Source organism: Streptomyces sp. NPDC023723 (genome assembly GCF_040639815.1).
GTDB lineage: Bacteria > Actinomycetota > Actinomycetes > Streptomycetales > Streptomycetaceae > Streptomyces.
Window position 1 is genome coordinate 80,635 of record NZ_JBFAAP010000007.1, and the last position, 25,690, is coordinate 106,324.

Sequence of the window (25,690 nt, forward strand, 5' to 3'; positions counted from 1 at the left end):
GCGCGCGACCTTGACGTAATGTTGCATTCATCGCCGCGGGGTGGAGCAGCTCGGTAGCTCGCTGGGCTCATAACCCAGAGGTCGCAGGTTCAAATCCTGTCCCCGCTACTGATCGTCGAGGGCCGGAATCCGAAAGGGTTCCGGCCCTCGACGCGTTGTCCGGTGCACGGGCGTGAAAAAACCCCGGCACCGTGAGGGTGCCGGGGGAAGGCGGACGGTCAGGCCGCCGCGCAGTTCGGGCAGACGCCGCGGTAGGTCACCTCGACGTCCGACACCGTGAAGCCGAAGCGCTCCGAGTCGGGGAGGTCGGCCAGCGGGTTGCCCGAGGGGTGCACGTCGCGGATCGCGCCGCACTGGGCACAGACCAGGTGGTGGTGGGGCTGATGGGCGTTCGGGTCGTAGCGCTTGGCGCGCTTGTCCGTCGCCACTTCCAGCACCTCGCCGAGCGAGACCAGCTCGCCCAGCGTGTTGTACACGGTGGCCCGGGAGATCTCCGGGAGTTTCGTGACGGCCCGGGCGTGCACCTCGTCGGCCGTCAGGTGGACGTGCTCGCCGTCCAGGACCTCGGCCACGACGCGCCGCTGGGCGGTCATACGCCATCCACGTCCACGCAGCCGTTCCAGTAGGTCACTCATGCGAACCAGCCTAACAGCCAGGGGAGCCGTGTCCCGAACCAGTGTGACTTTGGAGTCTTACTTGACTTAGACATTGTCCATTGTAGGATCGGCAACGGCTTAGGCCAAGGGACAGGAACAGCAAGAATGGCCAGGAGGCCCACGTGACTCAGGGACCGCTTACTACGGAGGCCGGCGCTCCGGTCGCCGACAACCAGAACAGCGAGACGGCCGGTGTCGGTGGCCCGGTGCTCGTCCAGGACCAGCTCCTTCTGGAGAAGCTGGCCCACTTCAACCGCGAGCGCATCCCGGAGCGTGTCGTGCACGCCCGTGGCGCCGGTGCCTACGGCACCTTCAAGGTCACCGCGGACGTCACCAAGTACACCCGCGCCGCCTTCCTCTCCGAGGTCGGCAAGGAGACGGAGGTCTTCCTCCGCTTCTCGACCGTGGCCGGCAACCTGGGCGCGGCGGACGCCGTCCGTGACCCGCGCGGTTTCGCGGTGAAGTTCTACACCGAAGAGGGCAACTACGACCTCGTCGGCAACAACACCCCGGTGTTCTTCATCCGGGACGCGATCAAGTTCCCCGACTTCATCCACACCCAGAAGCGCGACCCGTACACCGGCTCGCAGGAGGCGGACAACGTCTTCGACTTCTGGGGGCTGAGCCCGGAGAGCACCCACCAGGTGACCTGGCTGCACGGCGACCGCGGCATCCCGGCCTCCTACCGGCACATGGACGGCTTCGGCTCGCACACGTACCAGTGGAACAACGAGGCCGGCGAGGCCTTCTGGGTGAAGTACCACTTCAAGACGGACCAGGGCATCAAGAACCTGACCGCCGAGGAGGCCGAGGTGCTGGCGGGCAAGGACCCCGACTCGCACCAGCGCGACCTGCGCGAGGCCATCGAGCGCGGCGACTTCCCGTCCTGGACCGTCGGTGTGCAGATCATGCCGGTGGCCGAGGCGGCGACGTACCGCTTCAACCCGTTCGACCTGACCAAGGTGTGGCCGCACGCGGACTACCCGATCGTCTGGTTCGGCAAGATGGAGCTCAACCGCAACCCGCAGAACGTCTTCGCCGAGGTCGAGCAGTCGATCTTCTCCCCGGCGCACTTCGTGCCCGGCATCGGCCCGTCCCCGGACAAGATGCTCCAGGGCCGCCTCTTCGCCTACGGCGACGCCCACCGCTACCGCGTCGGCATCAACGCCGACCACCTGCCGGTGAACCGCCCGCACGCCACCGAGGCGCGCACCCACGCCCGTGACGGCTACCTGTACGACGGCCGCCACAACGGTGCGAAGAACTACGAGCCGAACAGCTTCGGCGGCCCGTTCCAGACGGACCGCGCGCTGTGGCAGGGCGTCCAGGTCACCGGTGTCACCGGCGAGACCGTGACCCCGGTGCACACCGAGGACAACGACTTCGTCCAGGCCGGCAACCTCTACCGGCTGATGTCGGAGGACGAGAAGGAGCGCCTGGTCAACAACCTGGCCGGCGGTATCGCCAAGGTCTCGCGCGAGGACATCCGGGAGCGCGCGATCAACAACTTCCGCCAGGCGGACGGCGACTTCGGCAAGCGGCTGGAGGCCGCGGTCCAGGCCCTGCGCGGCTGACAGCACTGGACCGCTTGTCGGGGCGGCGGGCCGGGCACCTCGTTGGTTCGAGGGGCCCGGCCCGTTTCGCGCGTTCAGGCCGGTACGCGGTCGGGGACCCAGCAGCGGATGATGTCGCGGACCGAGACGATGCCGGCCGGCCCGCCGCGGTCCAGGACGATGAGGTGGCGGAAGCCGCCGTGCGTCATCGCCCGCGCCGCCTCCTCCAGCGTCCAGGACGGCGCGGCGAACACGACGTCGCCGGTGGTGTGGGCGTGGGTGCGCTCGGCGTCCGGGTCCTGGCCCCGGCCGACGGAGTTGAGGATGTCGCGTTCGGTGAGGATGCCGATGCCCTCGGCGTCGGGGTCGTGGACGACGGCCGCGCCCACGCGCCGGGCGGCCATCAGGGCGGCGGCCTGGCGCAGCGTGTGGTCGGGGCCGATGGTGAGGACGACCGTGCTCATGGCGTCGCGGACGAGCATGGGTGGAGCCACCTCCTGAACCATGATTAGTTCATGGATTCACAAGTTCACAAGTGAGGGGGCTCTCAGAGTGACAGGTAAAGCGGAAGCAAACAAGGGTGCGGTCAGTGCCGCGCTTCCAGGTGGCGCAGCAGTTCGTCGTGGAGCAGGCCGTTCGACGCCGCCGCGTTGCCGCTGTGCGGTCCCGGGCGGCCGTCCAGGCCGGTGAAGGTGCCGCCCGCCTCGGTGACGACGATCGCGGGGGCGGCCATGTCCCACAGGGACAGCTCCGGCTCCGCGCACAGGTCGACGGAGCCCTCCGCGACCATCATGTACGGCCAGAAGTCGCCGTACGCGCGCGTGCGCCACACCTTGCGGGTCAGGTCCAGGAAGCCGTCGAGGCGGCCCTGCTCCTCCCAGCCGCTGAGCGAGGAGTACGCGAAGGAGGCGTCGGGGAGCCCGGACACCTTGGAGACGTGCAGCCTGGAGGCCGAGGTCAGGCTGCGGCCGGTGAAGGCGCCATGGTCCTTGACGGCCCACCAGCGGCGGCCCAGGGCGGGCGCCGAGACGACGCCCACGACCGGCTGGTAGCCGCCCTCACCCGCCTCCATCAGGGAGATCAGCGTGGCCCAGACCGGGACGCCGCGGACGTAGTTCTTGGTGCCGTCGATCGGGTCGACCACCCAGCGGCGCGGACCGGTGCCCGCCACGCCGTACTCCTCGCCGAGGACCGCGTCCCGGGGGCGGGCCCGCTGGAGGTGGCCGCGCACCAACTCCTCGGCCGCCTTGTCCGCTTCGCTGACCGGCGTCATGTCCGGCTTGGTCTCGACCTTGAGGTCGAGCGCCTTGAAGCGCTCCATGGTGGTCGCGTCGGCGGCGTCCGCGAGGACGTGGGCCAGGCGGAGGTCGTCCAGATAGTCGGGCATGCGGCAACCGTATCGGCCGGGGACCGCGGCGGGCCAACAGGGTGGCCGGCCCGCGAGTGGCGCGCGGTGCCCCCGGTACGGGCGCAGCGGACGGCCGCCCCGGGGGGCGCGCGGTCGTGACGCGCACCCTTGACAGTGCCCCGGAGCGCGTCAAACCTGTGCCGCAGAGCCGCTCGCCGCTGGGGAGGCGATGATGCCTGGAGCGCGGGAATCGCTGCTCGACGCCGCCCACAAGGCGCTGTCCCGGCAGCCCTGGTCCGCCGTGCGCATGGTGGACGTGGCCACCTCGGCCGGAGTGTCCCGGCAGACCCTGTACAACGAGTTCGGCAGCAAGGAGGGGCTCGGGCGGGCGCTGGTGCGCCGGGAGGCGGACGGTTTCCTCGCCGGGATCGAACGCGCCCTCGCCGGCCCCGGCGGCCCCTGCGCACAGCTCACCGCCGCCGCCGAGTGGACCACGTCGGCCGCCCGCCGCAGCCCGTTGGTACGGGCCCTGCTCACCGGCTGCTGGGAGCCGCGGCTGCCGGCCCCGGCGCTGGCGGCGGTGGAGTCCACCTCCGCGGTCCCGGCCCAGCGCCGGGCGGACGGACCGCTGCCCTCACCCGGCGAGTTCGTGGCCCTGGTCCGGGACCGGGCGGCGGCGACTGTGTCGGGGCGGGAGGCGGCCCCCGGGTCCGGAGCCGGCGCGGGGTCCGGCGACGGCCGCCCCGAGCAGCCCGACGCCGTCGACCTGACCCGGGTGTGCGAGCTGGCCGTCCGGCTGGCCCTGTCCTGTGTCGCCGCGCCGCCGGGCGAGGGCGGGGTGGCCGATCTGGTACGGACCGCGCTGCCGCGGCAGCTGACGCACTGACGGCCGGCGGGGCCGGCGGATCAGCGGAATCAGGGGACCAGCGGTCAGCGGCTCAGCGGAATCAGGGGATCAGTGGGAGGAACCCGACAGCTGGAGTCCGATGACGCCCAGGATGACCAGGCTGACCGAGACGATCTTCAGGGTCGACACCAGGTCGCCGAGGAAGATCATGCCGTAGATGGCGGTGCCCGCCGCGCCGATGCCGGTCCACACGGCGTAGGCCGGGCCCACGTCGAGCTTCTTCAGGGACAGGGTCAGCAGGCCGAAGCTGCCCAGCGCGAAGGCGGCGAAGGCGATGGTCGGCCACAGCCGGGTGAAGCCGTGCGACAGCTTCAGACACACGGCGAAACCGGTCTCCAGCAACCCGGCCACTATGACCAGCAGCCACGCCATGTGTTCGTCCTCCCGTAAGGTCCAGCCGCAGTCCCGGGCACCGTGACCGCTTTGCTCGGGCTTGGGTCCGGCTTGGTGCGATTATGCACTTACCGGTGCCGCGTCCCCCGCAAACAACGCGAAGGTCAGTCGCCTTCCTTCCGCTCCCGCGTCGCCAGTAGCCGGCGCAGCGAGTACAGCCGCGCCGGGTCCGCGTGGCCCTCGGCCACCCAGGCGTCCAGCGCGCAGTCGGGCTCGTCGTGCCCGCACGCGCGCGGACAGCCCTCCGTACCCGGCTCCAGGTCGGGGAAGGCGTGGATCACGCGCGACGGGTCGACGTGGTTGAGCCCGAACGACCGTACCCCCGGGGTGTCGACGACCCAGCTGTCGGGGGCCGCCAGTGGCAGCGCGAGCGCCGAGGTGGTGGTGTGCCGGCCGCGGCCCGTCACCGCGTTGACATGCCCCGTGGAGCGCCGCCGGTCGTCCGGGACCAGTGCGTTGACCAGCGTGGTCTTGCCGACGCCGGAGTGGCCGACGAACGCGGTGATCTTGCCGGTGAGATGGTCCCGGACCCGGTCGGCGGCCTCCCCGTCGGCCAGTTCCTCGCGGCTGGTGACCACGTGCGGGATGTCCAGGGCGCCGTACAGCTCGAGGAGTTCGTCCGGCGGGGCCAGGTCCGACTTGGTCAGCACCAGGAGCGGGGTGAGACCGCCGTCGAACGCCGCGACCAGGCAGCGGTCGATCAGCCGGGGGCGCGGCTCGGGGTCGGCGAGGGCGGTGACGATGGCGAGCTGGTCGGCGTTGGCGACGACCACCCGCTCGAAGGGGTCGTCGTCGTCCGCGGTGCGGCGCAGCACCGAGGTGCGCTCCTCGATGCGGACGATCCGGGCCAGCGTGTCCTTCTTGCCGGACATGTCGCCGACCAGGGCGACCCGGTCGCCGACCACCGCCGCCTTGCGGCCCAGTTCGCGGGCCTTCATCGCCAGGACCGTACGGCCCTCGACGAGGCAGGTCAGCCGCCCCCGGTCGACGGTGAGGACCATGCCCTCGGCGGCGTCCTCGTGCTTGGGGCGGATGTTGGTCCTGGGCCGGGTGTTGCGGCGGCCCGGCCGGGTGCGGATGTCGTCCTCGTCGGTGTGCTTGCCGTAGCGGCGCATGGCTTGTCCCGCGTCCCCTACGCCCCGAGCATCCCGGTCCACAGGTCGGGGAAGTCCGGCAGGGTCTTCGCCGTCGTCGCCACGTTCTCGATCACCACGTCCTTCACCGCCAGACCGAGGATCGCGCCGGCGGTGGCCATGCGGTGGTCCTCGTAGGTGTGGAAGGTGCCGCCGTGCAGCGGGCGCGGGCGGATGTGCAGGCCGTCGGCGGTCTCGGTGACGTCGCCGCCGAGTTCGTTGATCTCCTTGGTGAGCGCGGCCAGCCGGTCCGTCTCGTGCAGCCGCAGGTGGGCGACGCCGCGCAGGGTCGAGGGGGAGTCGGCGAGGGCGGCGACCGCCGCGATGCCCGGGGTCAGCTCGCCGACCTCGGAGAGGTCCACGTCGATGCCGTGCACCGCGCCCGAGCCGGTGAAGACCAGGCCGTAGTCGGTCAGTTCGCAGGAACCGCCCATTTCGGTGAAGATCTCGCGCAGCCGGTCGCCGGGCTGGGTGGTGCGGGCCGGCCAGTCCGGGACGGTGACCTTGCCGGCGGTGACCAGCGCCGCCGCGAGGAACGGCTGCGCGTTGGACAGGTCCGGCTCGATGGTGAGGTCGCGGCCGAGCAGCGCGCCCGCCGTCACCCGCCACACGTTGGGCTCGCCGCCCGACTCCGGGGTGTCGACCTGGGCGCCGACCGCGCGCAGCATGTCGACGGTCATCCGGATGTGCGGCATGGAGGGCAGCGCCGTGCCGGTGTGCCGGACCTCGACGCCCTGGTTGAAGCGCGGGCCGGAGAGCAGCAGGGCGCTGACGAACTGCGAGGACGAGGAGGCGTCGATCGCCACCGGGCCGCCCTCCAGGGCACCGCCGCCGTGCACGGTCAGCGGCAGCGCGCCGCGGCCGTCGTCGTCGATCCGGGCGCCCAGCGCGCGCAGCGCGTCGATCACGCCGTGCAGCGGACGCTCGTAGGAGCGCGGGTCGCCGTCGAAGCGGATCGGGCCGTCGGCGAGGGTGGCGACCGGGGGCAGGAAGCGCATCACGGTGCCGGCGTTGCCGACGTCGACGGTGGCCGGGCCGCGCAGCCCGGCCGGGATGACCCGCCAGAACTCGCCGGTGCCGTCCGGACCGACGCCCTCCTCGATGCCCACGCCCAGCTCCCGCAGCGCGCCCGCCATCAGCAGGGTGTCGCGGGAGCGCAGCGGGCGGCGCAGCCAGCCGGGCTCGGAGGCCAGGGCGGCGAGCACCAGGGCGCGGTTGGTGACCGATTTGGACCCGGGCACGTGGACGGTCGCGTCCACGGCTCCGCTCGCGTGCGGGGCGGGCCAGAGGGCGGTGTGCGCGGGGTTCAGCGTCATGGGGCCCACTTTAGTGGCTGAGCGCGACCGGAGATCTTGATCAAAAGTGGCGAAACCAGACCGAAACACCGTCATGGTACGTGCCGTGCATATATGCGTTCGATCTCACCGGGAAGGTGCCCCGGACGGCCCGGTTCACAGCTCCAGCAGCCAGCGCCCCCCGCCGAGCAGCGAGCACAGCGACACCATGTGGAACAGGAAGAACCACACCCCGGCCGGCGCATGGGTGAGCCGCGCCAACTGGTCCGCGTCCGAGTCCCCGGCACCCCCGCGTGACCGCTTCGCCTGGAGCTCGAACGCCGGCCGCACCCCGCCGAGCAGCAGGAACCACACCACCGCGTACGCGAACGCCGCCTGCACCTGCGGACCGGTCAGCCACGACACCAGGACGAAGGCACCGCCGGTCAGGACGACCGTCAGCGCCCCGTAGGCGTTGCGGATCATCACCAGCAGGGCGAGCAGCAGCGCGGTGGCCAGCCACAGCAGCAGCGTGATGCGGCCCGCGCCCAGCAGCGCGGCGCCGCCGAGACCGAGCAGCGGGGGAGCGGTGTAGCCGGCCGCCGCGGTCAGGATCATGCCGAGGCCGGTCGGCCTGCCCCGGCTGACGGTCAGGCCGCTGGTGTCCGAGTGCAGCCGGATGCCGGTGAGCTGCCGGCCGGTGAGCAGCGCCACCAGCCCGTGCCCGCCCTCGTGGGCGATGGTGATGGCGTTGCGCGCTATCCGCCAGGGCCGGTGCGGCACGACGACCACCAGCGCGGCGACCACGGTCGCGATCACCACCCACAGGTCGGGATCGGGCTGGGTACCGGTGACCTCGTCCCAGAGCGAGGTGGCTGTGGTGCTGTCCATGTGCGGTGAGGGCCCCTCCGGTCCGGCGGAATCTGGCAGTGTTGCACGTATGTGCGGACGGTATGCGGCGAGTCGTGGACCCGAGGATCTCGCAGGAGTCTTTGAGATCGAGAAGTGGGAGCCCCAGGAGACGGTTCTGGAGCCGGATTACAACGTGGCCCCTACAAAAGAGGTCTACGCCGTCCTCGACCGCCCTCTCAAGGACGCCGGCGACCCCCGGCCGGTTCGCCAGTTGCGCAAGCTGAGGTGGGGGCTGGTGCCCTCCTGGTCCAAGACGCCCGAGGGCGCCGCGCGGATGATCAACGCCCGCGCGGAGACCGTCCACGAGAAGCCCTCCTTCCGCCGCGCCTTCGCCACCCGCCGCTGCGTGCTGCCCGCCGACGGCTACTACGAGTGGGTCACCGGCAGGCAGGAACGCGACCTGGAGGTGGAGGGGAAGAAGAAGCGGCCCCGCAAGCAGCCCTACTTCGTCACCCCGGCCGACGGGTCGGTCTTCGCGATGGCCGGGCTGTACGAGTTCTGGCGCGACCGCACGCTGCCGGACGACCACCCCGGCGCCTGGTGGGTGACCTGCTCGGTGATCACCACGGAGGCCGAGACCGCCCCGCTGGCCGTCGCGCCCGCCGACGGCCCGCACGCGCTCGCCGAGATCCACCCCCGGATGCCGCTGATGCTGACCCCGGACCGCTGGGACGCCTGGCTGGACCCGGCCCGCACCGACCCGGACGAACTGCGCGCGCTGCTCGCGCCGCCGCCCGCGGGCCTGATGCGGGCGTACCCGGTCACCACCGCCGTCAGCAACGTCCGCAACAACGGCCCGGAGCTGCTGAAGGAGCTGGAGGGGCCGGAGGAGGGCACACTCTTCTGACGTGACGGTTATCCAAGAGACCACCGAGACGGCGGCGGGCACCGCCCGCATCACTTGGCACGAGGCCGAGGACCCCCGACTGGTGCTCGCCCTGAGCCACGGCGCCGGCGGCGGCATCGAGGCCCGCGACCTGGTGGCCCTGGCCGCCGCCCTCCCCTTCCACGGCGTCACCGTCGCCCTCGTCGAGCAGCCCTGGCGGGTGGCGGGCAAGAAGCTGGCGCCCGCCCCGAAGACCCTGGACACCGGCTGGCGCGGCCTGTGGCCGGTCCTTGCCCGCCCCGGCCTGCCGGTGATCTCCGGGGGCCGCAGCGCCGGCGCCCGGGTGGCCTGCCGTACCGCCGCCGGACTGGGCGCCCGCGCCGTCCTCGCGCTCAGCTTCCCGCTGCACCCGCCGGGCAAGCCGGACAGGTCCCGCGCCGGGGAACTGCTCGGCGCCGGGGTCCCCGCCCTGGTCGTGCAGGGCGGCAACGACCCCTTCGGGAAACCGTCGGAGTTCCCGGCCGGCCCGTACGAACTGACCGAGGTGGCGTACGGCGATCATGGCTTCGCCGTCCCCAAACGGGCCCCGGTCGGCCAGGACGAGGCGCTGGCACAGCTCACCGGGGCGGTCGTGAAGTGGACCGGGTCACTGGAGTGAACTCCAGGGAATGACCGGCGGGCGACGGCTGTTGTGAGGGGCGTACGTGATGGTGCCCCCGGCACCGCAGCCGTAGGAGAGGAAGTCCACCGCATGGGTTCCACCTTCTGCCCCGCCCGTGGCAGCCGCCCAGACCTCGAGTGGTCGGTGCTGCACGCGGCGAAGACCGCCCCAGTGCGGGCGGCGGGCGGACCGGGAAGTCGTCTATCCTCCGATTCGAGCGGGCCCGGATTCGGTCCCGTGACGGCATTGGAGGAGGTGGGTCCGGTCACCGGTACCGACGCAGGGACCGACAACGGCCAGGCGGAGCAGCCCGAGGGCCGGGGCGGCGCGAGCACGGAGACGACCGCGGAGCGCAGCGCGCGCTTCGAGCGGGACGCGCTCGAGTTCCTCGACCAGATGTACTCGGCCGCGCTGCGCATGACGCGCAACCCGGCCGACGCCGAGGACCTGGTGCAGGAGACGTACGCGAAGGCGTACGCGTCCTTCCACCAGTTCCGCGAGGGCACCAATCTCAAGGCGTGGCTCTACCGGATCCTCACCAACACCTTCATCAACTCGTACCGCAAGAAGCAGCGCGAGCCGCAGCGCAGCGCGGCCGAGGAGATCGAGGACTGGCAGCTGGCCCGCGCCGAGTCGCACATGTCGACCGGTCTGCGCTCCGCCGAGTCGCAGGCGCTCGACCACCTGCCCGATTCGGACGTGAAGTCGGCGCTCCAGGCGATCCCCGAGGAATTCCGCATCGCCGTGTACCTGGCCGATGTAGAGGGCTTTGCCTACAAGGAGATCGCGGACATCATGGGGACACCCATCGGGACCGTGATGTCACGGCTGCACCGTGGGCGCCGCCAGCTGCGCGGCATGCTGGAGGACTACGCCCGCGACCGCGGACTGGTCCCGGCCGGCGCCGGAGAGTCGAACGAAGCGAAAGGCTCGGGGTCATGAGCTGCGGAGAGCCGCACGAGACGGATTGCAGCGAAATCCTCGATCATCTCTACGAGTTCCTCGACAAGGAGATGCCGGACACGGAGTGCTCCAAGTTCGAGACGCACTTCGAGGAATGCTCGCCGTGCCTGGAGAAGTACGGCCTGGAGCAGGCGGTGAAGAAGCTGGTCAAGCGGTGCTGCGGGCAGGACGACGTGCCCGGTGACCTCCGCTCCAAGGTCATGGGCCGACTGGAGCTGATCCGCTCCGGGGATGCCGTCCCCGATCACGACATCGCGGCTGCCCCTTCTCAGTCGCGGGATGCCTGAGCGGCGTACCGCGTCACTCGAACGTGCTAACCGGCGGGACATGGCGAGGTGGTTCGCCGTGTCCCGCCGCTGTCTTACCTCCCGCGCGGCTGGGTAACCCATGGGTAATGAGCGCCTCTCCAGCCGTACGTGGTTTGATGCGCAGGAGAGGGTGTCCGGGGGGCAAAAAGGCACAGCCAGCCCACAGAACGGAACTGGCAGGCGGGAATCGTGAGGATCTTCGGCAAGGGACGGCACCGGCCCTCCGCCTCCTGGCGGCAGGCCACCGACCGGGCGTTCACCCTGATCGGTGACGGCAGGTACGACGACGCGGGGGCGCTGCTGACGCGGGCCGCCGATCTGGAGCCCTGGCTGTCGGAGTCGTGGTTCAACCTCGCCCTGCTGCACAAGTTCCGGCACGACTGGGAGCAGGCCCGCACGGCCGGGCTCAGGGCCGTCGCCCTGCTCGACCGGGACACCGGGGCCCCCGACTGGTGGAACGTCGGCATCGCCGCGACCGCCCTCCAGGACTGGCCGCTGGCCCGCCGGGCCTGGCAGGCGTACGGGCTGCGGCCCCCCGGCGACGCGACCGACTCCGGTGAACCGCTCGGCATGGAGCTGGGCAGCGCGGCCGTACGGCTCTCTCCGGAAGGCGAGGCCGAGGTGGTGTGGGGGCGGCGCCTCGACCCGGCCCGCATCGAGGTGCTGTCGATCCCGCTGCCGTCGTCCGGCCGGCGCTGGGGCGAGGTGGTGCTGCACGACGGCGTCCCGCACGGCGAGCGGACCACCGCCGCCGGGCACGCCTACCCGGTCTTCGACGAGATCGAGCTGTGGGCGCCGTCGCCGGTGCCGACCTGGGTGGTGCTGCTGGAGGCGGCCACCGAGTCCGACCGGGACGCGCTGGAGCAGCTCGCCGCCGACGCCGGGTTCGCGGCGGAGGACTGGTCGTCGTCGGTGCGGCTGCTGTGCCGGATGTGCTCGGAGTCCCGGATGCCGTCCGACGAGGGCGACGGGGAGCATCTCGACCCGCACGACCACAGTGAGCCGGGGCATCCGGGGCCGCTGGGGCACCGGACGGACGGGCAGTTGTGGGTACCGGAGCGGGAGTGCGGGGTGGCCGCGCCGGCTTCTCTGGTGCGGGGGCTGCTGGACGGGTGGGTCGCGGACAGTCCGGAGTCGCGGGACTGGCGGGATCTTGAGGAAGTCTGTTAGGCGCGGCGCCGTCCTGGTTGTTGGCGCCCGCGTACGGACCCGGTCCCGCGCCCCTGACGGGACCCGTTGCCCGTACCCTGTAACAGCGACATCCCCCCGGTTTTTCTAGGAAGGCGTACGTCCGTCATGGCGCAGCAGGACACCGATCAGCAGCACGTGGGCGCGGATCCCGTGGATGACGAGGGATACGTCGTCGACACGGAGGACTGCGAGGAGCGCGAGGCCGCCTGGCGGGAGCGCGGGACCTCGCGGCCGATCACGGTGGTCGGGAACCCGGTGCTGCACAAGGAGTGCCGTGACGTCACCGACTTCGGCGACGAGTTCCAGCAGCTGGTCGCGGACATGTTCGCCAGCCAGCGCACCGCCGAGGGCGTCGGCCTGGCCGCCAACCAGATCGGTGTGGACCTGAAGGTCTTCGTCTACGACTGCCCCGACGACGAGGGCGTCCGGCACGTCGGCGTGGTCTGCAACCCCCGGCTGGTCGAGCTGCCGGCCGAGTCGCGCCGGCTCGACGACAGCAACGAGGGCTGCCTGTCGGTGCCCACCGCCTACGCGCCGCTGGCCCGCCCCGACTACGCCGAGGTGACCGGGCAGGACGAGCGGGGCAACCCGGTCAAGGTGCGCGGCACCGGCTACTTCGCACGGTGTTTGCAGCACGAGACCGATCACCTGTACGGGTACCTGTACATCGACCGGCTCTCCAAGCGGGAGCGCAAGGACGCGCTGCGGCAGATGGCCGAGAACGAGCCGCGCTACCCCGTGGTCGCGAACGACTGAATCGGATCATCGGCCCCTCCCTTCGCTTTCGAACGGCGTCTGTACCGGAACACCTTCCGGAACAGGCGCCGTTCGCGCGCGTGTTCCCCAAAAGCCGCCACACACCAGGAGAATTCCGGCGCTGCGGGCAGCGAATGCGGCAAATCCGTTCCCAAATCGGTCAGTTGTAGGGCTGAATGGGAGTGCGGGGATACGCAAGAGCGCGCGCTCGGCTTGCGGGAGGCGCGCGCCACCGGCGGCTGAGAGGGGCTAGTTCGTGCTTGCTTTCCCATCCGGCACCACATCGACACCGACCGCGATCGCGGTCCCACCGTCGCTCTCCCTCCCTCTGATCGAAGCGGCATTTCCGCGCCGCCTCCACGAGTATTGGCCAAAGCTTCAGGAGAAGACCCGTGGGTGGCTCCTGGAAAAGCGGCTGATGCCCGCGGACAAGGTCGAGGAATATGCCGACGGCCTGTGCTACACGGACCTCATGGCCGGGTACTACCTGGACGCGCCCGAGGAGGTGCTCCAGGCGATAGCGGACTACAGCGCCTGGTTCTTCGTCTGGGACGACCGGCACGACCGCGACATCGTGCACGGCCGGGCGGCCGCCTGGCGGCGGCTGCGGGACCGGCTGCACACGGCCCTCGACTCCCCCTGGGACCATCTGCACCACGAGGACGCCCTGGTGGCCGGGTTCGCGGACAGTGTGCGCAGGCTGTACTCGTTTCTGCCGGCGACCTGGAACGCCCGGTTCGCCCGGCACTTCCACGCGGTGATCGACGCCTACGACCGGGAGTTCCACAACCGGACGCACGGCCTCGTGCCGCGCGTCGACGACTACCTCGCCCTGCGCCGCCTCACCTTCGCGCACTGGATCTGGACCGATCTGCTGGAACCGAGCGCGGGATGCGAACTGCCGGACGCCGTGCGAAAACACCCGGCATACCGGCGGGCGGCGCTGCTGAGCCAGGAATTCGCCGCCTGGTACAACGACCTCTGTTCGCTGCCGAAAGAACTGGCGGGAGCCGAGGTGCACAATCTCGGAATCAGCCTCATCGTGCACGAGGAACTGACGCTGGAGGAGGCGACGACCGAACTCCGGCGACGTGTGCAGCAATGCGTGGTGGAATTCATCGCGGCCGAACGGGACGCGCTGCGGTTCGCCGACGAACTCGCCGACGGGACCGTACGCGGAAAAGAACTCGGCATCGCCGTGCGCACCTGTGTGAGCAATATGCGGAACTGGTTCAGTTCGGTCTACTGGTTCCACCACGAGTCCGGCCGGTACGCCGTCGACAGCTGGGACGACCGGTCCACGCCCCCGTACGTCACCAACGCAGCGGCAGGTGAGAAATGACCGTCGAGTCAGTGAACGAGTCAGCGGACCCCCGCACCACCGCGGCGGCGAGCGAGCCGCCGCCGGCCGGCGGCGGCCTGCCGCTGCTCGGCCACGGCCTGAAGCTGGTCCGCGACCCGCTGGCCTTCATGGCCCGGCTGCGCGACCACGGCGACGTGGTCCGCCTGCGCCTCGGCCCCAAGACGGTGTACGCCGTCACCGCCCCGCACCTCACCGGCGCGCTGGCGCTCAGCCCCGACTACGTCATCGCCGGACCGCTCTGGGAATCCCTGGAGAGCCTGCTCGGCAAGGAGGGCGTGGCCACCGCCAACGGCCCGATGCACCGGCGCCAGCGGCGCACCATCCAGCCCGCGTTCCGGCTCGACGCGATCCCCGGCTACGGACCGATCATGGCCGAGGAGGCGTACGCGCTGGTACGCCGCTGGAGCGACGGCCAGGTCCTCGACATCACCTCGGAGTCCTTCAGGGTGGCCGTCCGGATCTCGGCCCGCTGCCTGATGCGCGGCAGCTACATGGACGACCGTGCCGAACGGATATGCACCGACCTGGCCACGCTGTTCAGCGGCATGTACCAGCGCATGGTCGTCCCGCTCGGACCGCTTTACCGGATACCCGTGCCGAGCAACCGCGAATTCAACCGGGCATTGGCCGATTTGCATCTCCTGGTGGACGAGATCGTCGCCGACCGGCGGGCCGGCGGGCAGAAACCGGACGATTTGCTGACGGCTTTGCTGGACGCGACGGACGAGAATGGCGAGCCCATCGGGGAACAGGAGATCCACGACCAGGTCATCGCGATACTCACCCCCGGCAGCGAAACCGTCGGCTCCGTGCTCATGTCGTTGCTGCTGGTGCTCACCGAGCACCCGGAACTGGGCGACAAGATCCGCGCCGAGGTGAATAGCGTCGCGGCGGGCCGGCCGCTCGCATTCGAGGACGCCCGGCGGCTGACGTACACCGCGAATGTGGTCGTCGAGACAATGCGGCTGTATCCCGCCGTGTGGATTCTGACCCGCCGGACGGTGGCCGAGACGGAGCTGGGCGGGTATCGCATTCCGGCCGGGGCGGACGTCATCTACAGCCCGTACGCCGTCCAGCGCGACCGGCGGTCCTTCGAGCGGCACGAGGAGTTCGACCCCGACCGGTGGCTGCCCGGCCGGGGCGGGGAAGTACCGAAGTACGCGATGGCCCCGTTCAGCGTGGGCAACCGCAAGTGCCCCAGCGACCACTTCTCCATGGCGGAGCTGACCCTGGTCACCGCGGTGATCGCCGCCGCCTTCCGGTTCGAGCACGCGCCGGGGTCGGACACCCGGCCGCGGATCGGCATCACCCTGCGGCCGCGCCGGCTGCGGCTGCGGGCACTGCCGAGGTGAGCGGGGCCCGGCACGTTCAGGCGGCCCGCGGGCCCCTGAACGTGCGCCGGTAGGTCCCCGGGGTGGTGCCCAGCACCCGGGTGAACTGGTACCGCAGCGCCGCCGCCGTGCCGAACCCGGTCCGCCAGGCGATCGTGTCCATCGTCTCGTCCGTGCCCTCGAGCAGCCGCTGGGCCAGCAGCACCCGCTGGCGCAGCAGCCAGCGGTAGGGCGTCGTGCCGGTCTCCTGCTGGAAGCGGCGGGCGAAGGTGCGCGGGGACATGGCGGCGCGGCCGGCCAGCTGCTCGACCGTGATCTCCTCGTCGAGGTGCTGCTCCATCCAGGCCAGCACCCCGCCGACGGTGTCGCACGACGAGCGCGGCAGCGGACGCTCGATGTACTGCGCCTGCCCGCCGTCCCGGTGCGGCGGCACCACCATCCGGCGGGCGATCCCGTTGGCGACCTCCGGTCCCTGCTCCTTGCGGACGAGGTGCAGACAGGCGTCGATCCCGGCGGCCGTGCCGGCCGAGGTGATCACCGGGTCCTCGTCGACGTAGAGCACGTCCGCCTCGACCGCCGCCCGCAGATAGCGCCGGGTCAGCTCCTCGGCGTGGTGCCAGTGCGCCGCGCAGCGCCGCCCGTCCAGCAGACCGGCGGCGCCCAGCACGAAGACCCCGGAGCACACGCTCAGCACCCGCGTCCCGCGCGCCACCGCCCGCCGCAGGGCGTCGAGCAGCTCCGGCGGAAAGCTCCGGCGCGCGAACTCGTTGCCCGCCGGTACGGCGATCAGATCGGCCTCGTCGAGCCGGTCGAGGCCGTACGGCGTGCCGACGGTCAGCCCGCCGACGTGGGTGGTCAGCACCGGCCCCTCCGCGGAGACCACCGCGAAGTCGTACCCGGGCAGCCCCTCGTCGGCGCGGTCGATGCCGAACACCTCGCACACGACGCCGAGTTCGAAAGGGTGTACTCCGTCCAGCAGGACGGCGGCCACGTTCTTCAGCATGCCGCCAGTGTGCCCCGCCCTTGGCAGGAATTCGAGCCCCTACGGCAGTCCTGCCACTCATGGTCGGCGGTCCCCCGCGCGACAGTGATGTCATGACTGGAGAACAGACGCAAGCACTGATCGGAATGGGCCTGACCTTCGCGATCCTGGTCGTGATGGTCCTGCCCTCGCTGTTCGGCATCGTGCGCGAGCGGCGTATCGACCGGGAGATCACGCGGGCCCGGCGGGCGCTGGAGGCGCAGAGGTCCGCGGAGCGGCCGACGGGGCCGGCCGCCGCCACCCGGGGGGCCGCCGTGCTGCTTCACGCCGGCGGCCCGCCGCGGGGATGTGGGACTGAGCGGGCGGTTCCAGCGCCCTGACGGGGTGCTTCAGTGGGCCGAACCAGCGGTGGCCGGCGGCAGCTCCACCCGCACCCCCGGGTCGCCCGCGTCCGCCGTGTAGTCCTCCGGGCTGGTCTCGTCGATGCCGTCGGGGGCCTTGGCGGCGCGCAGCACGAAGGTCAGCACGACCGTCACCACCACGTTCAGGACGAACGCCGTCGTGCCGATGTAACCGATCTCGCCGATGCCGGGGATCTCCTTCGACGAGCCGCCGAAGTGGGACTGCGTCGGCGAGGCGACCCCGTACGCGGCGAGCGTGCCGTAGACCATGCCGACCGCCCAGCCGGCCAGCAGTGCCCAGCGGTGGAACCAGCGGGTGAACAGGCCGCCGACCAGCGCCGGGAAGGTCTGCAGGATCCAGATGCCGCCGAGCAGCTGGAAGTTGATCGCGACCGTCTTGTCCATGCCGAGGACGAAGATCAGCGCGCCCACCTTCACCAGCAGCGACACCAGCTTGGAGACCTTGGTCTCCTGCTCCGGCGTGGCGTCGGGCTTGAGGAAGTCCTTGTAGATGTTGCGGGTGAAGAGGTTGGCGGCGGCGATCGACATGATCGCCGCCGGGACCAGCGCGCCGATGCCGATCGCCGCGAAGGCCACGCCCGCGAACCAGTCCGGGAACATGTCCTCGAACAGCTGGGGGATCGCCAACTGCCCGTTGTCCACCTTGATGCCGGCCGCGATCGCCATGAAGCCCAGCAGCGCGAGCAGGCCCAGCATCAGGGAGTACAGCGGCAGGATCGTGGTGTTGCGGCGGATCACCTCACGGCTGCGCGAGGACAGCGTCGCGGTGATCGAGTGCGGGTACATGAACAGGGCCAGCGCGGAGCCGAGGGCCAGGGTGGCGTACGTCCACTGGCCGGTCGCGGGCGGCGTCACCCCGCCCGCGCCCGCCGCCTCGAACTTGTCGCCCGCCGCGGCGAAGATGTCGTCGAAGCCGCCCAGCTTGATCGGGATGTAGATGATGGCGACCGCGATCACGATGTAGATCAGCGTGTCCTTCACGAACGCGATCAGCGCGGGCGCCCGCAGCCCGGACGAGTACGTGTACGCGGCCAGCACGCCGAAGGCGATCAGCAGCGGCAGGTCCTTGACGAACCAGTTGGTGTCCTCGCCGCCGCCGACGCCCATCACGTCGAGCACGGCCTGGATGCCGACCAGCTGGAGGGCGATGTACGGCATCGTGGCGAGGATGCCGGTGACGGCGACCGCCAGCGACAGGCCCTTGGAGCCGAACCGGCCGCGCACGAAGTCCGAGGTCGTCACGTACCCGTGCTTGTGCGAGACCGACCACAGGCGGGGCAGGAAGGTGAAGATCAGCGGGTAGACCAGGATCGTGTACGGCACCGCGAAGAAGCCGGAGGCGCCGGCCGCGTAGATCGCCGCCGGGACGGCGACGAAGGTGTACGCCGTGTAGAGGTCGCCGCCCAGCAGGAACCAGGTGACCCAGGTGCCGAACGACCGGCCGCCCAGGCCCCATTCGTCGAGGCTGTGCTCGTTCTCGGCCCGGCGCCAGCGCGCGGCCAGGAAGCCCATCGCGGTGACCAGGGCGAAGAAGATGATGAAGACGGCGAGTGCCACGCCGTTCACGCCGTCGTTCACTTGGCCGCACCTCCCTTACGGGCCCGCTGGTCGCGCTGCCACAGCTTGTACGCGGTCATCGTCAGCGCGGTGGAGATCAGCACCCAGGCCATCTGGTACCAGTAGAAGAACGGGATGCCGATGAAGGCCGGGTCGGTCTTCGCGTAGGAACCGACCCACAGCATGGCCACGAACGGTGCGACGAGGCAGAGGCCGATGACGACCCGGACCGGCGTCACCACCGGCTCTCTGCCCGGCTGAGCTGGTTGCGACATACGGCGGCTCCGTCCCCTCACTGATCACCAGAAGTAACGCGCAGGCAATCTAGGTGACGGTGACACGACAGCGGAAGACCCGGTCCGTATATCGGTCCGCGAGGCTTCTCAGCAGCAGCGGAAACCCGAACGCGGGTCCGCCTCCCGCCGGTCCGAGCGCATCCGCTCGAAGTCGCGCCGGGACGGCACCCGGGCCTCGGGCCGGTGGACGCGCAGATGGGCGACATGGCGGTCGTAGGCCGTCTCGTCGGTCAGCTCCCGCAGGTACCAGCGCACGGCCCTAAACAGACGTCGCACGGCGGGCCGCCTCCTTCTCCTCGCGGGTCGGGATCAGCCCGGCCGGGGCGACGATCCGCGACTCGACGTACGGTGCCTCGCTGAGGGTGGAGAGCGCGGGGCGGCGGACATGCCGGACACAGACCCGCAGGGCGTCCGCGATCACCACCACGATCAGCAGGGCCAGTACGGCGGTGAGGACGCCGTCCACCGTGGAGTTGGTGACGACGGTGCGCATGTCGGCCATGGACTTGGCGGGCGCCAGCACCTCGCCCCGGTCGATGGCGTCCTGGAAGACCTGGCGCTGCTTGAAGAAGCCGACCCTGGGGTCGCCGGAGAAGACCTTCTGCCAGCTCGCGGTCAGCGTCACCGTGGCGTCCCAGGCCAGCGGAATCCCGGTGATCCAGGCCCACTTCAGGCGGCCGGACTTCACCAGCAGGGTGGTGCAGACGGCCAGCGCGACCGCCGCGAGGAGCTGGTTGGCGATGCCGAAGATCGGGAACAGCTGGTTGATGCCGCCGAGGGGTTCGTGGACGCCGACCCACAGGAAGTAGCCCCACGCCCCGCAGACGAGCGCGCTGGTGAGGACCAGGCCCGGCTTCCAGCTGACGTTCCGGAACGACCGGTGCACGTTGCCCAGCATGTCCTGGAGCATGAAGCGGCCGACCCGGGTGCCGGCGTCCACCGCGGTCAGGATGAACAGCGCCTCGAACATGATGGCGAAGTGGTACCAGAACGCGCGCAGGCTCCCGCCGGTGACGTCGGAGAAGATCTGCGAGATGCCGATCGCCAGCGTCGGCGCGCCGCCGGTGCGGGAGAGCAGGCTCGCCTCCTCGACCTCCCGCGCCGCCCGCGCCAGGTCGCCCGGCGAGATGGCGTAGCCCCAGCCGGTCACCACCTGCGAGGCGTTCTGCACCGTGTCGCCGATCACCCCCGCCGGCGCGTTCATCGCGAAGTACAGGCCCGGGTCGATCACGCTCGCCGCCACCAGGGCCATCACCGCGACCGACGACTCCATCAGCATGGAGCCGTAGCCGATCATCCGGACCTGCGTCTCCTTCTGGATCATCTTGGGCGTGGTGCCCGAGGAGATCAGCGCGTGGAAGCCGGACAGCGCGCCGCAGGCGATGGTGATGAAGACGAACGGGAAGAGCGACCCCGCGAAGACCGGACCGTCGCCGCGCGCGGCGAAGTCGGTGACCGGGTCCATCCGCAGCGTCGGCAGGGAGACGACGACACCCAGCGCGAGCAGCACGATCGTGCCGATCTTCAGGAAGGTGGAGAGGTAGTCGCGCGGCGCGAGCAGCATCCACACCGGCAGGATCGAGGCGATGAAGCCGTACGCCACCAGCCAGACGACCAGGGTGGCGGGGGCGAGGGTGAAGGCGTCCGCCCAGGACGACTCGGCGACCCAGCGGCCGGAGACCAGCGCGAGGAGCAGCAGCGCCACGCCGATCAGGGAGACCTCCACCACCCGGCCGGGGCGCAGCACCCGCAGGTAGCAGCCCATCAGCAGGGCGATCGGGATGGTCATCGCGATGGAGAAGGTGCCCCACGGGGAGCCGGCCAGCGCGTTGACGACGACCAGGGCCAGCACCCCGAGCAGGATGATCATGATGGCGAACGCGGCCACCAGCGCCGCCGCCCCGCCGAACGGGCCGATCTCCTCCCGGGCCGTCTGCCCCAGCGAGCGGCCGTCCCGGCGGGTGGAGAAGAACAGCACGATCATGTCCTGCACCGCGCCCGCGAAGATCACCCCGACGATGATCCAGATGGTGCCGGGCAGATAGCCCATCTGCGCGGCCAGTACCGGCCCGACCAGCGGTCCGGCGCCCGCGATGGCGGCGAAGTGGTGGCCGAGCAGCACCCGGCGGTCGGTCGGGTGGAAGTCGATGCCGTTGTCCAGCCGCTCGGCCGCGGTGGCCCGGGTCCCGTCGACCTCGAGCACGCGGCGCGCGATGAACCTGGCGTAGAAGCGGTAGCCGATGGCGTACGAGCCGAGGGCCGCCGCCACCATCCAGGCGGCCGAGACCTCCTCGCCCCTGGACAGCGCCAGCACCGACCAGCCCGCCGCGCCGACCAGCGCGACCAGGGCCCACACGACGACCGTACGAGGGTTCGCGGTACGCACTGGGGGAGCCCTCCCGTCCACGCGGCGACGGGAGGAACGTAGAACAGCGAGCGCCGTTCGGCTAGGTACGCGGACGCCTCAAATGGCTTACTCGACCGGCCGCTTGAGCCGGGCCACGAACTTGTACCGGTCCCCCCGGTACACCGACCGCACCCACTCCACCGGCTGTCCGTCCCGGTCCCGGGAGTGCCGGGAGAGCATCAGCATCGGCAGCCCCACGTCGGTGCCGAGCAGGCCGGCCTCGCGCGGGGTGGCCAGCGAGGTCTCGATGGTCTCCTCGGCCTCGGCCAGGCGGACGTCGTAGACCTCGGCGAGTGCCGTGTAGAGGGACGTGTACTTGACCAGCGAGCGGCGCAGCGCCGGGAAGCGCTTGGCGCTCAGGTGGGTGGTCTCGATGGCCATCGGCTCGGCGTTGGCCATCCGCAGCCGCTCGATGCGCAGCACCCGGCCGCCGGCGGTGATGTCGAGGAGCGCGGCGATCCGGTCGTCGGCGGTGATGTAGCCGATGTCGAGGAGCTGCGAGGTGGGCTCCAGGCCCTGGGCGCGCATGTCCTCGGTGTAGGAGGTCAGTTGCAGCGCCTGCGAGACCTTGGGCTTGGCGACGAAGGTGCCCTTGCCCTGGATGCGCTCCAGGCGGCCTTCGACCACCAGTTCCTGGAGGGCCTGGCGGACCGTGGTGCGGGAGGTGTCGAACTCGGCGGCCAGCGTGCGCTCCGGCGGGACCGGGGTGCCGGGCGCCTGGGTCCGCACCATGTCCAGCAGGTGCTTCTTCAGGTGGTAGTACTTGGGCACGCGCGCGGTACGGACACTCGCCCCACCCTCGTTCTCCGCACTGCTGACGTCGGTGCTCATCGCTGCCTTCCCGGCTCCGGATGCCGAAGCGGCCGACGTCCCCGGTCGGCCACGGCTCACATCGTGGCACGGCTCGCTACCGGGTGGCCCCGCACGCTCCGTGACTCACTCTGTATACCTGCGCGACCCCCGTTGGTCTAGTCCACCGCGCCGTCAAGACCCGGTGGTACGCGCCCGCGGAGCCCCTTCGGACCGCGGTCCGCGGCGGTCTGGTACAGGCGCCGGGCGGGGTCCGGGCGGCGGCTCGCGGAATGAAGGAACCCTGCATATCTCGGTCGCATCACGGAGGCCCGGAGGGTGGTGGAACACCCTTGACAGTCTTATTGGTCTGGGCCAGTCTCCCCGTACTGGTCTACACCATTGGTCCAGTCCCGGCCCCAAGGGCGGTCACGCGTCGGCGAGTTACCGCGGGGAGGCAGGGGGGTTGTGGCATCCCTGAGGAGGGTGGCGTGAAGCGCAAGCTGATATCCGCGATCGGTGTCGCGGGCATGATGGTCTCCATCGCGGCGTGCGGGGGCGACGGCGGCGACAGCGAGGCCGGGACGAAGGGCCAGACCCTCACCGTGTGGGTGATGGACGGCTCCTCCCCGGACAAGTGGCAGAAGGACCTGGGCGCCGCCTTCGAGAAGCAGACCGGATCGAAGGTCAAGTTCGAGATCCAGCAGTGGAACGGCATCCAGCAGAAGCTGACCACCGCCCTTTCCGAGGAGAACCCGCCGGACGTCTTCGAGATCGGCAACACCCAGACCCCGGCCTACGCCAAGACCGGCGGCCTCGCCGACCTCGGTGACCTGAAGTCCGAGATCGGCGGCGACTGGACCGAGTCCCTCAACGCCTCGTCCGTCTACGAGGGCAAGCAGTACGCGACGCCCTGGTACTTCGCCAACCGCGTCGTCGTCTACAACAAGCAGGTCTGGGCCGACGCGGGCATCAAGGACACGCCCAAGACCCGGGACGAGTTCTACGCCGACCTGAAGACCATCGGCGACAAGACCGACGCCGAGCCGATCTACCTGCCCGGTCAGAACTGGTACCACTTCGTCGGCCTGGTGGTCGGAGAAGGTGCCGAACTGGTCAAGAAGGACGGCGACAAGTACGTCTCCAACCTCGACGACCCCAAGGTCACCGCGGCGATGGAGACCTACCAGAAGTTCCAGGCCCTCTCCGACGCCCCCAAGGACAAGGACGAGGCCACCCCGCAGCAGGCCGAGGTGTTCGCCAAGGGCGACGTCGGCGCCTTCATCGGCATGGGCTGGGAGGCCGCCACCGCCATCCAGGCCAACCCGAAGATCGAGCAGGACATCGGCTACTTCACCATCCCGGGCGCCACGGCCGACAAGCCCGAGGGCGTCTTCCTCGGCGGCTCCAACCTGGCCGTCGCGGCCGGTTCCAGCAAGCAGGACCTGGCCAAGGAGTTCCTGAAGCTCGCCCTGTCCGACAAGTTCGAGGGCCAGCTCGCCAAGGAGAACGGCGTCATCCCGAACAAGGAGTCGCTGCAGACCAACCTGAAGGGCAACGCCCCGGCCGAGGCCGCCGCGCCGGCCGCCGCGGTCGGCGGCACCACGCCGCTGATCCCGGAGTGGGCCGCGGTGGAGAACGCGCCCAACCCGATCAAGACGTACATGACGGCCGTGCTGAACGGGAAGTCCCCGGCGGCGGCCGCGAAGCAGGTCGAGGGCGAGTTCAACAAGCGCCTGGCGCAGCAGCAGTAGCAGCCGCAAGCGCTTCGGCGGACACGGGGACCGGCTGCCGTACCGGTCCCCGTGCCCGGTGTCGTACAGGCCGAGTAGAGAGATCGCGAGCATGACCGTGCAGACCGAACGGCCGCCGTCCGGCCCGTCGGACGTCCGGGGGACGGCCGGTGGGGCAGCTGGCGGGCCGGCCCCGAAAGCCGGGTCGCGGGCCGGCCGGCTCGCCCCCTACCTGTTGCTGCTGCCCGCCGTCGCGGCCACCGTGCTGCTGCTCGGCTGGCCGCTGCTGAAGGACCTGCTGCTGTCGTTCCAGAACCTCAACATGGCGCAGCTGATCCAGCACGCCACCGAGTGGAACGGCGTCGAGAACTACAAGCAGGTCCTGACCGGCGAGGACTTCTGGCGGGTCACCCTGCGCTCGATCCTGTTCACGGCGGTCAACGTCGCCCTGATCATGATCGCGGGCACCCTGACCGGCCTGCTGCTGGCCCGGCTCGGCAAGCGGATGCGAGTCACCCTGCTGATCGGCCTGGTGCTGGCCTGGGCGATGCCGGTGGTCGCGGCGACCACTGTCTACCAGTGGCTGTTCGCCCAGCGCTTCGGCGTCGTCAACTGGGTCCTGGACAAGCTCGGCTGGCACTCGATGGCCGACTACTCCTGGACCAGCAGCCAGCTGTCGACGTTCTTCGTCGTCACCCTGCTGATCGTCTGGATGTCCATCCCGTTCGTCGCGATCAACCTCTACGCGGCGACCACCACCATCCCCGGCGAGCTCTACGAGGCCGCCGCCCTGGACGGGGCCGGGGTCTGGCGCAGCTTCACCACCGTGACCATGCCGTTCCTGCGGCCGTTCCTGTACGCGACGACGTTCCTGGAGATCATCTGGGTCTTCAAGGCGTTCGTCCAGGTCTTCAGCTTCAACGGCGGCGGCCCGGACCGGCTCACCGAGATCCTGCCCGTCTACGCCTACGTCGAGGGCGTCGGCAACCAGCACTACGGCATGGGCGCGGCGATCGCCGTCCTGACCATCCTGATCATGCTCGGCCTGACCGCGTACTACCTGAGGATCGTGCTCAAGCAAGAGGAGGACGAGGCGTGAAGCGCTCGCTCTTCGGCCGCCTGTGGCCCAACGTCACGGCCGTCGTGTTGTTCATCGGCTTCGTCTTCCCGGTGTACTGGATGTTCGCCACGGCGTTCAAACCGACCGGCGACATCATCTCGGAGACCCCGGTCTGGTTCCCGACCGAGGTCACCTTCGACCACTTCCGGACGGCGATCGACGCCGACAACTTCTGGACGATGGTCGCCAACTCGCTGATCGTCACCGTCCTCGCGGTGGTCTTCTCCCTGGTCGTCGCGCTGCTCGGCGCCTTCGCGCTGGCCCGGATGCGGTTCAAGGGGCGGCGCGGCTTCATCATCGGCTTCATGTGTGCCCAGATGGCACCCTGGGAAGTCATGATCATCGCGATCTACATGATCGTCCGGGACGCCTCGATGCTGAACAGCCTGGTCCCGCTGACGCTCTTCTACACGATGATGATCCTGCCCTTCACCATCCTGACGCTGCGCGGCTTCGTCGCCGCCGTGCCCAAGGAGCTGGAGGAGTCCGCGATGGTCGACGGCTGCACCCGCCCGCAGGCGTTCCGGCTGGTCATCCTGCCGCTGCTGGCCCCGGGCCTGATGTCCACCTCCATGTTCGGCTTCATCACCGCCTGGAACGAGTTCCCGCTGGTCCTGGTGGTCAACAAGGAGGCCGGGGCGCAGACCCTGCCGCTGTGGCTGTCCAGCTTCCAGACCGTCTTCGGCGACGACTGGGGCGCGACCATGGCCGCCTCCTCGCTCTTCGCCATCCCGATCCTGATCCTGTTCGTCTTCCTCCAGCGCCGGGCCGTCAGCGGCCTGACCGCCGGTGCCGTGAAGGGCTGACGC

General features: G+C 70.5%; 27 protein-coding genes and 1 tRNA gene. 15 read left to right on the forward strand and 13 right to left on the reverse strand.

Going from position 1 to position 25,690, the window contains the following annotated elements; translation table 11 throughout:
- Positions 1-34: 34 nt before the first annotated feature.
- Positions 35-108 (forward strand) — tRNA-Met (locus tag AB0G32_RS10910).
- Positions 109-218: 110 nt separating this feature from the next.
- Here the strand turns inward: AB0G32_RS10910 and AB0G32_RS10915 are convergent.
- Positions 219-635 carry a Fur family transcriptional regulator gene (locus AB0G32_RS10915; protein ID WP_361161335.1) on the reverse strand — a complete coding sequence of 139 codons (417 nt, stop codon included), beginning with the start codon at positions 633-635 and terminating at the stop codon, positions 219-221.
- A gap of 143 nt (positions 636-778) precedes the next feature.
- Between AB0G32_RS10915 and AB0G32_RS10920 the strand changes: the two genes are divergently transcribed.
- Positions 779-2,230: a catalase gene (locus tag AB0G32_RS10920; RefSeq protein WP_361161337.1), complete on the forward strand. Its 1,452-nt coding sequence runs from the start codon at positions 779-781 to the stop codon at positions 2,228-2,230.
- Between the two features lie 74 nt (positions 2,231-2,304).
- Here AB0G32_RS10920 and AB0G32_RS10925 read toward each other — a convergent pair whose 3' ends face one another.
- Both AB0G32_RS10925 and hisN read right to left on the reverse strand, forming a co-directional pair.
- Positions 2,305-2,691 carry a CBS domain-containing protein gene (locus tag AB0G32_RS10925; RefSeq protein WP_361161339.1) on the reverse strand — a complete coding sequence of 129 codons (387 nt, stop codon included), beginning with the start codon at positions 2,689-2,691 and terminating at the stop codon, positions 2,305-2,307.
- Positions 2,692-2,795: 104 nt separating this feature from the next.
- Complete coding sequence (gene hisN / locus AB0G32_RS10930) at positions 2,796-3,596, reverse strand: histidinol-phosphatase (protein WP_361161341.1); 801 nt, start codon at positions 3,594-3,596, stop codon at positions 2,796-2,798.
- Positions 3,597-3,789: 193 nt separating this feature from the next.
- On the opposite strand from hisN, the gene AB0G32_RS10935 reads away from it, so the two are divergent.
- Positions 3,790-4,443 (forward strand): TetR/AcrR family transcriptional regulator, encoded by a 654-nt coding sequence (locus AB0G32_RS10935; RefSeq protein WP_361161343.1) that lies wholly within the window; start codon positions 3,790-3,792, stop codon positions 4,441-4,443.
- Positions 4,444-4,512: 69 nt separating this feature from the next.
- On the opposite strand, the gene AB0G32_RS10940 is transcribed toward AB0G32_RS10935, so the two are convergent.
- From AB0G32_RS10940 to AB0G32_RS10955, 4 genes are all read right to left on the reverse strand, one after another.
- Positions 4,513-4,836, reverse strand: a complete 324-nt coding sequence (locus tag AB0G32_RS10940) for a multidrug efflux SMR transporter (RefSeq protein ID WP_361161345.1) — start codon at positions 4,834-4,836, stop codon at positions 4,513-4,515.
- A 125-nt stretch (positions 4,837-4,961) separates the two neighbouring features.
- Positions 4,962-5,972, reverse strand: a complete 1,011-nt coding sequence (gene rsgA, locus AB0G32_RS10945) for a ribosome small subunit-dependent GTPase A (RefSeq protein WP_361161347.1) — start codon at positions 5,970-5,972, stop codon at positions 4,962-4,964.
- A gap of 17 nt (positions 5,973-5,989) precedes the next feature.
- Positions 5,990-7,306 (reverse strand): 3-phosphoshikimate 1-carboxyvinyltransferase, encoded by a 1,317-nt coding sequence (gene aroA / locus AB0G32_RS10950; RefSeq protein ID WP_361161348.1) that lies wholly within the window; start codon positions 7,304-7,306, stop codon positions 5,990-5,992.
- Positions 7,307-7,441: 135 nt separating this feature from the next.
- Positions 7,442-8,155, reverse strand: coding sequence for a M50 family metallopeptidase (locus AB0G32_RS10955; RefSeq protein ID WP_361161350.1), 714 nt, complete (start codon positions 8,153-8,155; stop codon positions 7,442-7,444).
- Between the two features lie 49 nt (positions 8,156-8,204).
- Between AB0G32_RS10955 and AB0G32_RS10960 the strand changes: the two genes are divergently transcribed.
- From AB0G32_RS10960 to AB0G32_RS10995, 8 genes are all read left to right on the forward strand, one after another.
- On the forward strand, positions 8,205-9,023 hold the full coding sequence (locus tag AB0G32_RS10960; protein WP_361161591.1) for an SOS response-associated peptidase: 819 nt from the start codon (positions 8,205-8,207) through the stop codon (positions 9,021-9,023).
- A gap of 10 nt (positions 9,024-9,033) precedes the next feature.
- Positions 9,034-9,660: an alpha/beta family hydrolase gene (locus AB0G32_RS10965; protein WP_361161592.1), complete on the forward strand. Its 627-nt coding sequence runs from the start codon at positions 9,034-9,036 to the stop codon at positions 9,658-9,660.
- Positions 9,661-9,918: 258 nt separating this feature from the next.
- Positions 9,919-10,605, forward strand: coding sequence for an RNA polymerase sigma factor SigR (gene sigR / locus AB0G32_RS10970; protein WP_215168234.1), 687 nt, complete (start codon positions 9,919-9,921; stop codon positions 10,603-10,605).
- Positions 10,602-10,913, forward strand: a complete 312-nt coding sequence (gene rsrA / locus AB0G32_RS10975) for a mycothiol system anti-sigma-R factor (protein ID WP_361161351.1) — start codon at positions 10,602-10,604, stop codon at positions 10,911-10,913. Before sigR ends, rsrA begins: the two co-directional genes overlap by 4 nt.
- Before the next feature lie 210 nt (positions 10,914-11,123).
- The gene (locus AB0G32_RS10980) at positions 11,124-12,104 is read left to right on the forward strand and encodes a hypothetical protein (protein ID WP_361161353.1); all 981 of its coding nucleotides are present in this window, start codon (positions 11,124-11,126) and stop codon (positions 12,102-12,104) included.
- Positions 12,105-12,230: 126 nt separating this feature from the next.
- Positions 12,231-12,881, forward strand: coding sequence for a peptide deformylase (gene def / locus AB0G32_RS10985; protein ID WP_361161354.1), 651 nt, complete (start codon positions 12,231-12,233; stop codon positions 12,879-12,881).
- 256 nt (positions 12,882-13,137) lie between these two features.
- Positions 13,138-14,223, forward strand: coding sequence for an epi-isozizaene synthase (gene cyc1, locus AB0G32_RS10990; RefSeq protein ID WP_361161356.1), 1,086 nt, complete (start codon positions 13,138-13,140; stop codon positions 14,221-14,223).
- Positions 14,220-15,596, forward strand: a complete 1,377-nt coding sequence (locus AB0G32_RS10995) for a cytochrome P450 (protein ID WP_361161357.1) — start codon at positions 14,220-14,222, stop codon at positions 15,594-15,596. The genes cyc1 and AB0G32_RS10995 overlap by 4 nt, the downstream gene beginning before the upstream one ends.
- Positions 15,597-15,612: 16 nt before the next feature.
- On the opposite strand, the gene AB0G32_RS11000 is transcribed toward AB0G32_RS10995, so the two are convergent.
- Positions 15,613-16,578, reverse strand: a complete 966-nt coding sequence (locus tag AB0G32_RS11000) for a helix-turn-helix domain-containing protein (protein ID WP_361161359.1) — start codon at positions 16,576-16,578, stop codon at positions 15,613-15,615.
- Between the two features lie 92 nt (positions 16,579-16,670).
- On the opposite strand from AB0G32_RS11000, the gene AB0G32_RS11005 reads away from it, so the two are divergent.
- Entirely contained in the window at positions 16,671-16,937 is a 267-nt protein-coding gene (locus AB0G32_RS11005; RefSeq protein ID WP_361161360.1) for a hypothetical protein, read from the forward strand.
- 9 nt (positions 16,938-16,946) lie between these two features.
- Here the strand turns inward: AB0G32_RS11005 and mctP are convergent, their stop codons facing one another.
- From mctP to AB0G32_RS11030, 5 genes are all read right to left on the reverse strand, one after another.
- On the reverse strand, positions 16,947-18,557 hold the full coding sequence (mctP, locus tag AB0G32_RS11010) for a monocarboxylate uptake permease MctP (RefSeq protein WP_361161362.1): 1,611 nt from the start codon (positions 18,555-18,557) through the stop codon (positions 16,947-16,949).
- On the reverse strand, positions 18,554-18,811 hold the full coding sequence (locus tag AB0G32_RS11015) for a DUF3311 domain-containing protein (RefSeq protein ID WP_361161364.1): 258 nt from the start codon (positions 18,809-18,811) through the stop codon (positions 18,554-18,556). Before AB0G32_RS11015 ends, mctP begins: the two co-directional genes overlap by 4 nt.
- Before the next feature lie 108 nt (positions 18,812-18,919).
- Positions 18,920-19,099, reverse strand: a complete 180-nt coding sequence (locus AB0G32_RS11020; protein ID WP_361161593.1) for a YbdD/YjiX family protein — start codon at positions 19,097-19,099, stop codon at positions 18,920-18,922.
- Positions 19,092-21,218, reverse strand: coding sequence for a carbon starvation CstA family protein (locus tag AB0G32_RS11025; RefSeq protein ID WP_361161366.1), 2,127 nt, complete (start codon positions 21,216-21,218; stop codon positions 19,092-19,094). The genes AB0G32_RS11020 and AB0G32_RS11025 overlap by 8 nt, the downstream gene beginning before the upstream one ends.
- A gap of 87 nt (positions 21,219-21,305) precedes the next feature.
- Positions 21,306-22,070, reverse strand: coding sequence for a GntR family transcriptional regulator (locus tag AB0G32_RS11030; protein WP_361161369.1), 765 nt, complete (start codon positions 22,068-22,070; stop codon positions 21,306-21,308).
- 449 nt (positions 22,071-22,519) lie between these two features.
- On the opposite strand from AB0G32_RS11030, the gene AB0G32_RS11035 reads away from it, so the two are divergent.
- The 3 genes from AB0G32_RS11035 to AB0G32_RS11045 all read left to right on the forward strand — a co-directional run bounded on the left by AB0G32_RS11035 (position 22,520) and on the right by AB0G32_RS11045 (position 25,687).
- Entirely contained in the window at positions 22,520-23,782 is a 1,263-nt protein-coding gene (locus AB0G32_RS11035; protein WP_361161371.1) for an extracellular solute-binding protein, read from the forward strand.
- Positions 23,783-23,873: 91 nt separating this feature from the next.
- Positions 23,874-24,860 (forward strand): sugar ABC transporter permease, encoded by a 987-nt coding sequence (locus AB0G32_RS11040; RefSeq protein ID WP_361161373.1) that lies wholly within the window; start codon positions 23,874-23,876, stop codon positions 24,858-24,860.
- Entirely contained in the window at positions 24,857-25,687 is an 831-nt protein-coding gene (locus AB0G32_RS11045; protein WP_361161375.1) for a carbohydrate ABC transporter permease, read from the forward strand. The genes AB0G32_RS11040 and AB0G32_RS11045 overlap by 4 nt, the downstream gene beginning before the upstream one ends.
- Positions 25,688-25,690: the final 3 nt, after the last annotated feature.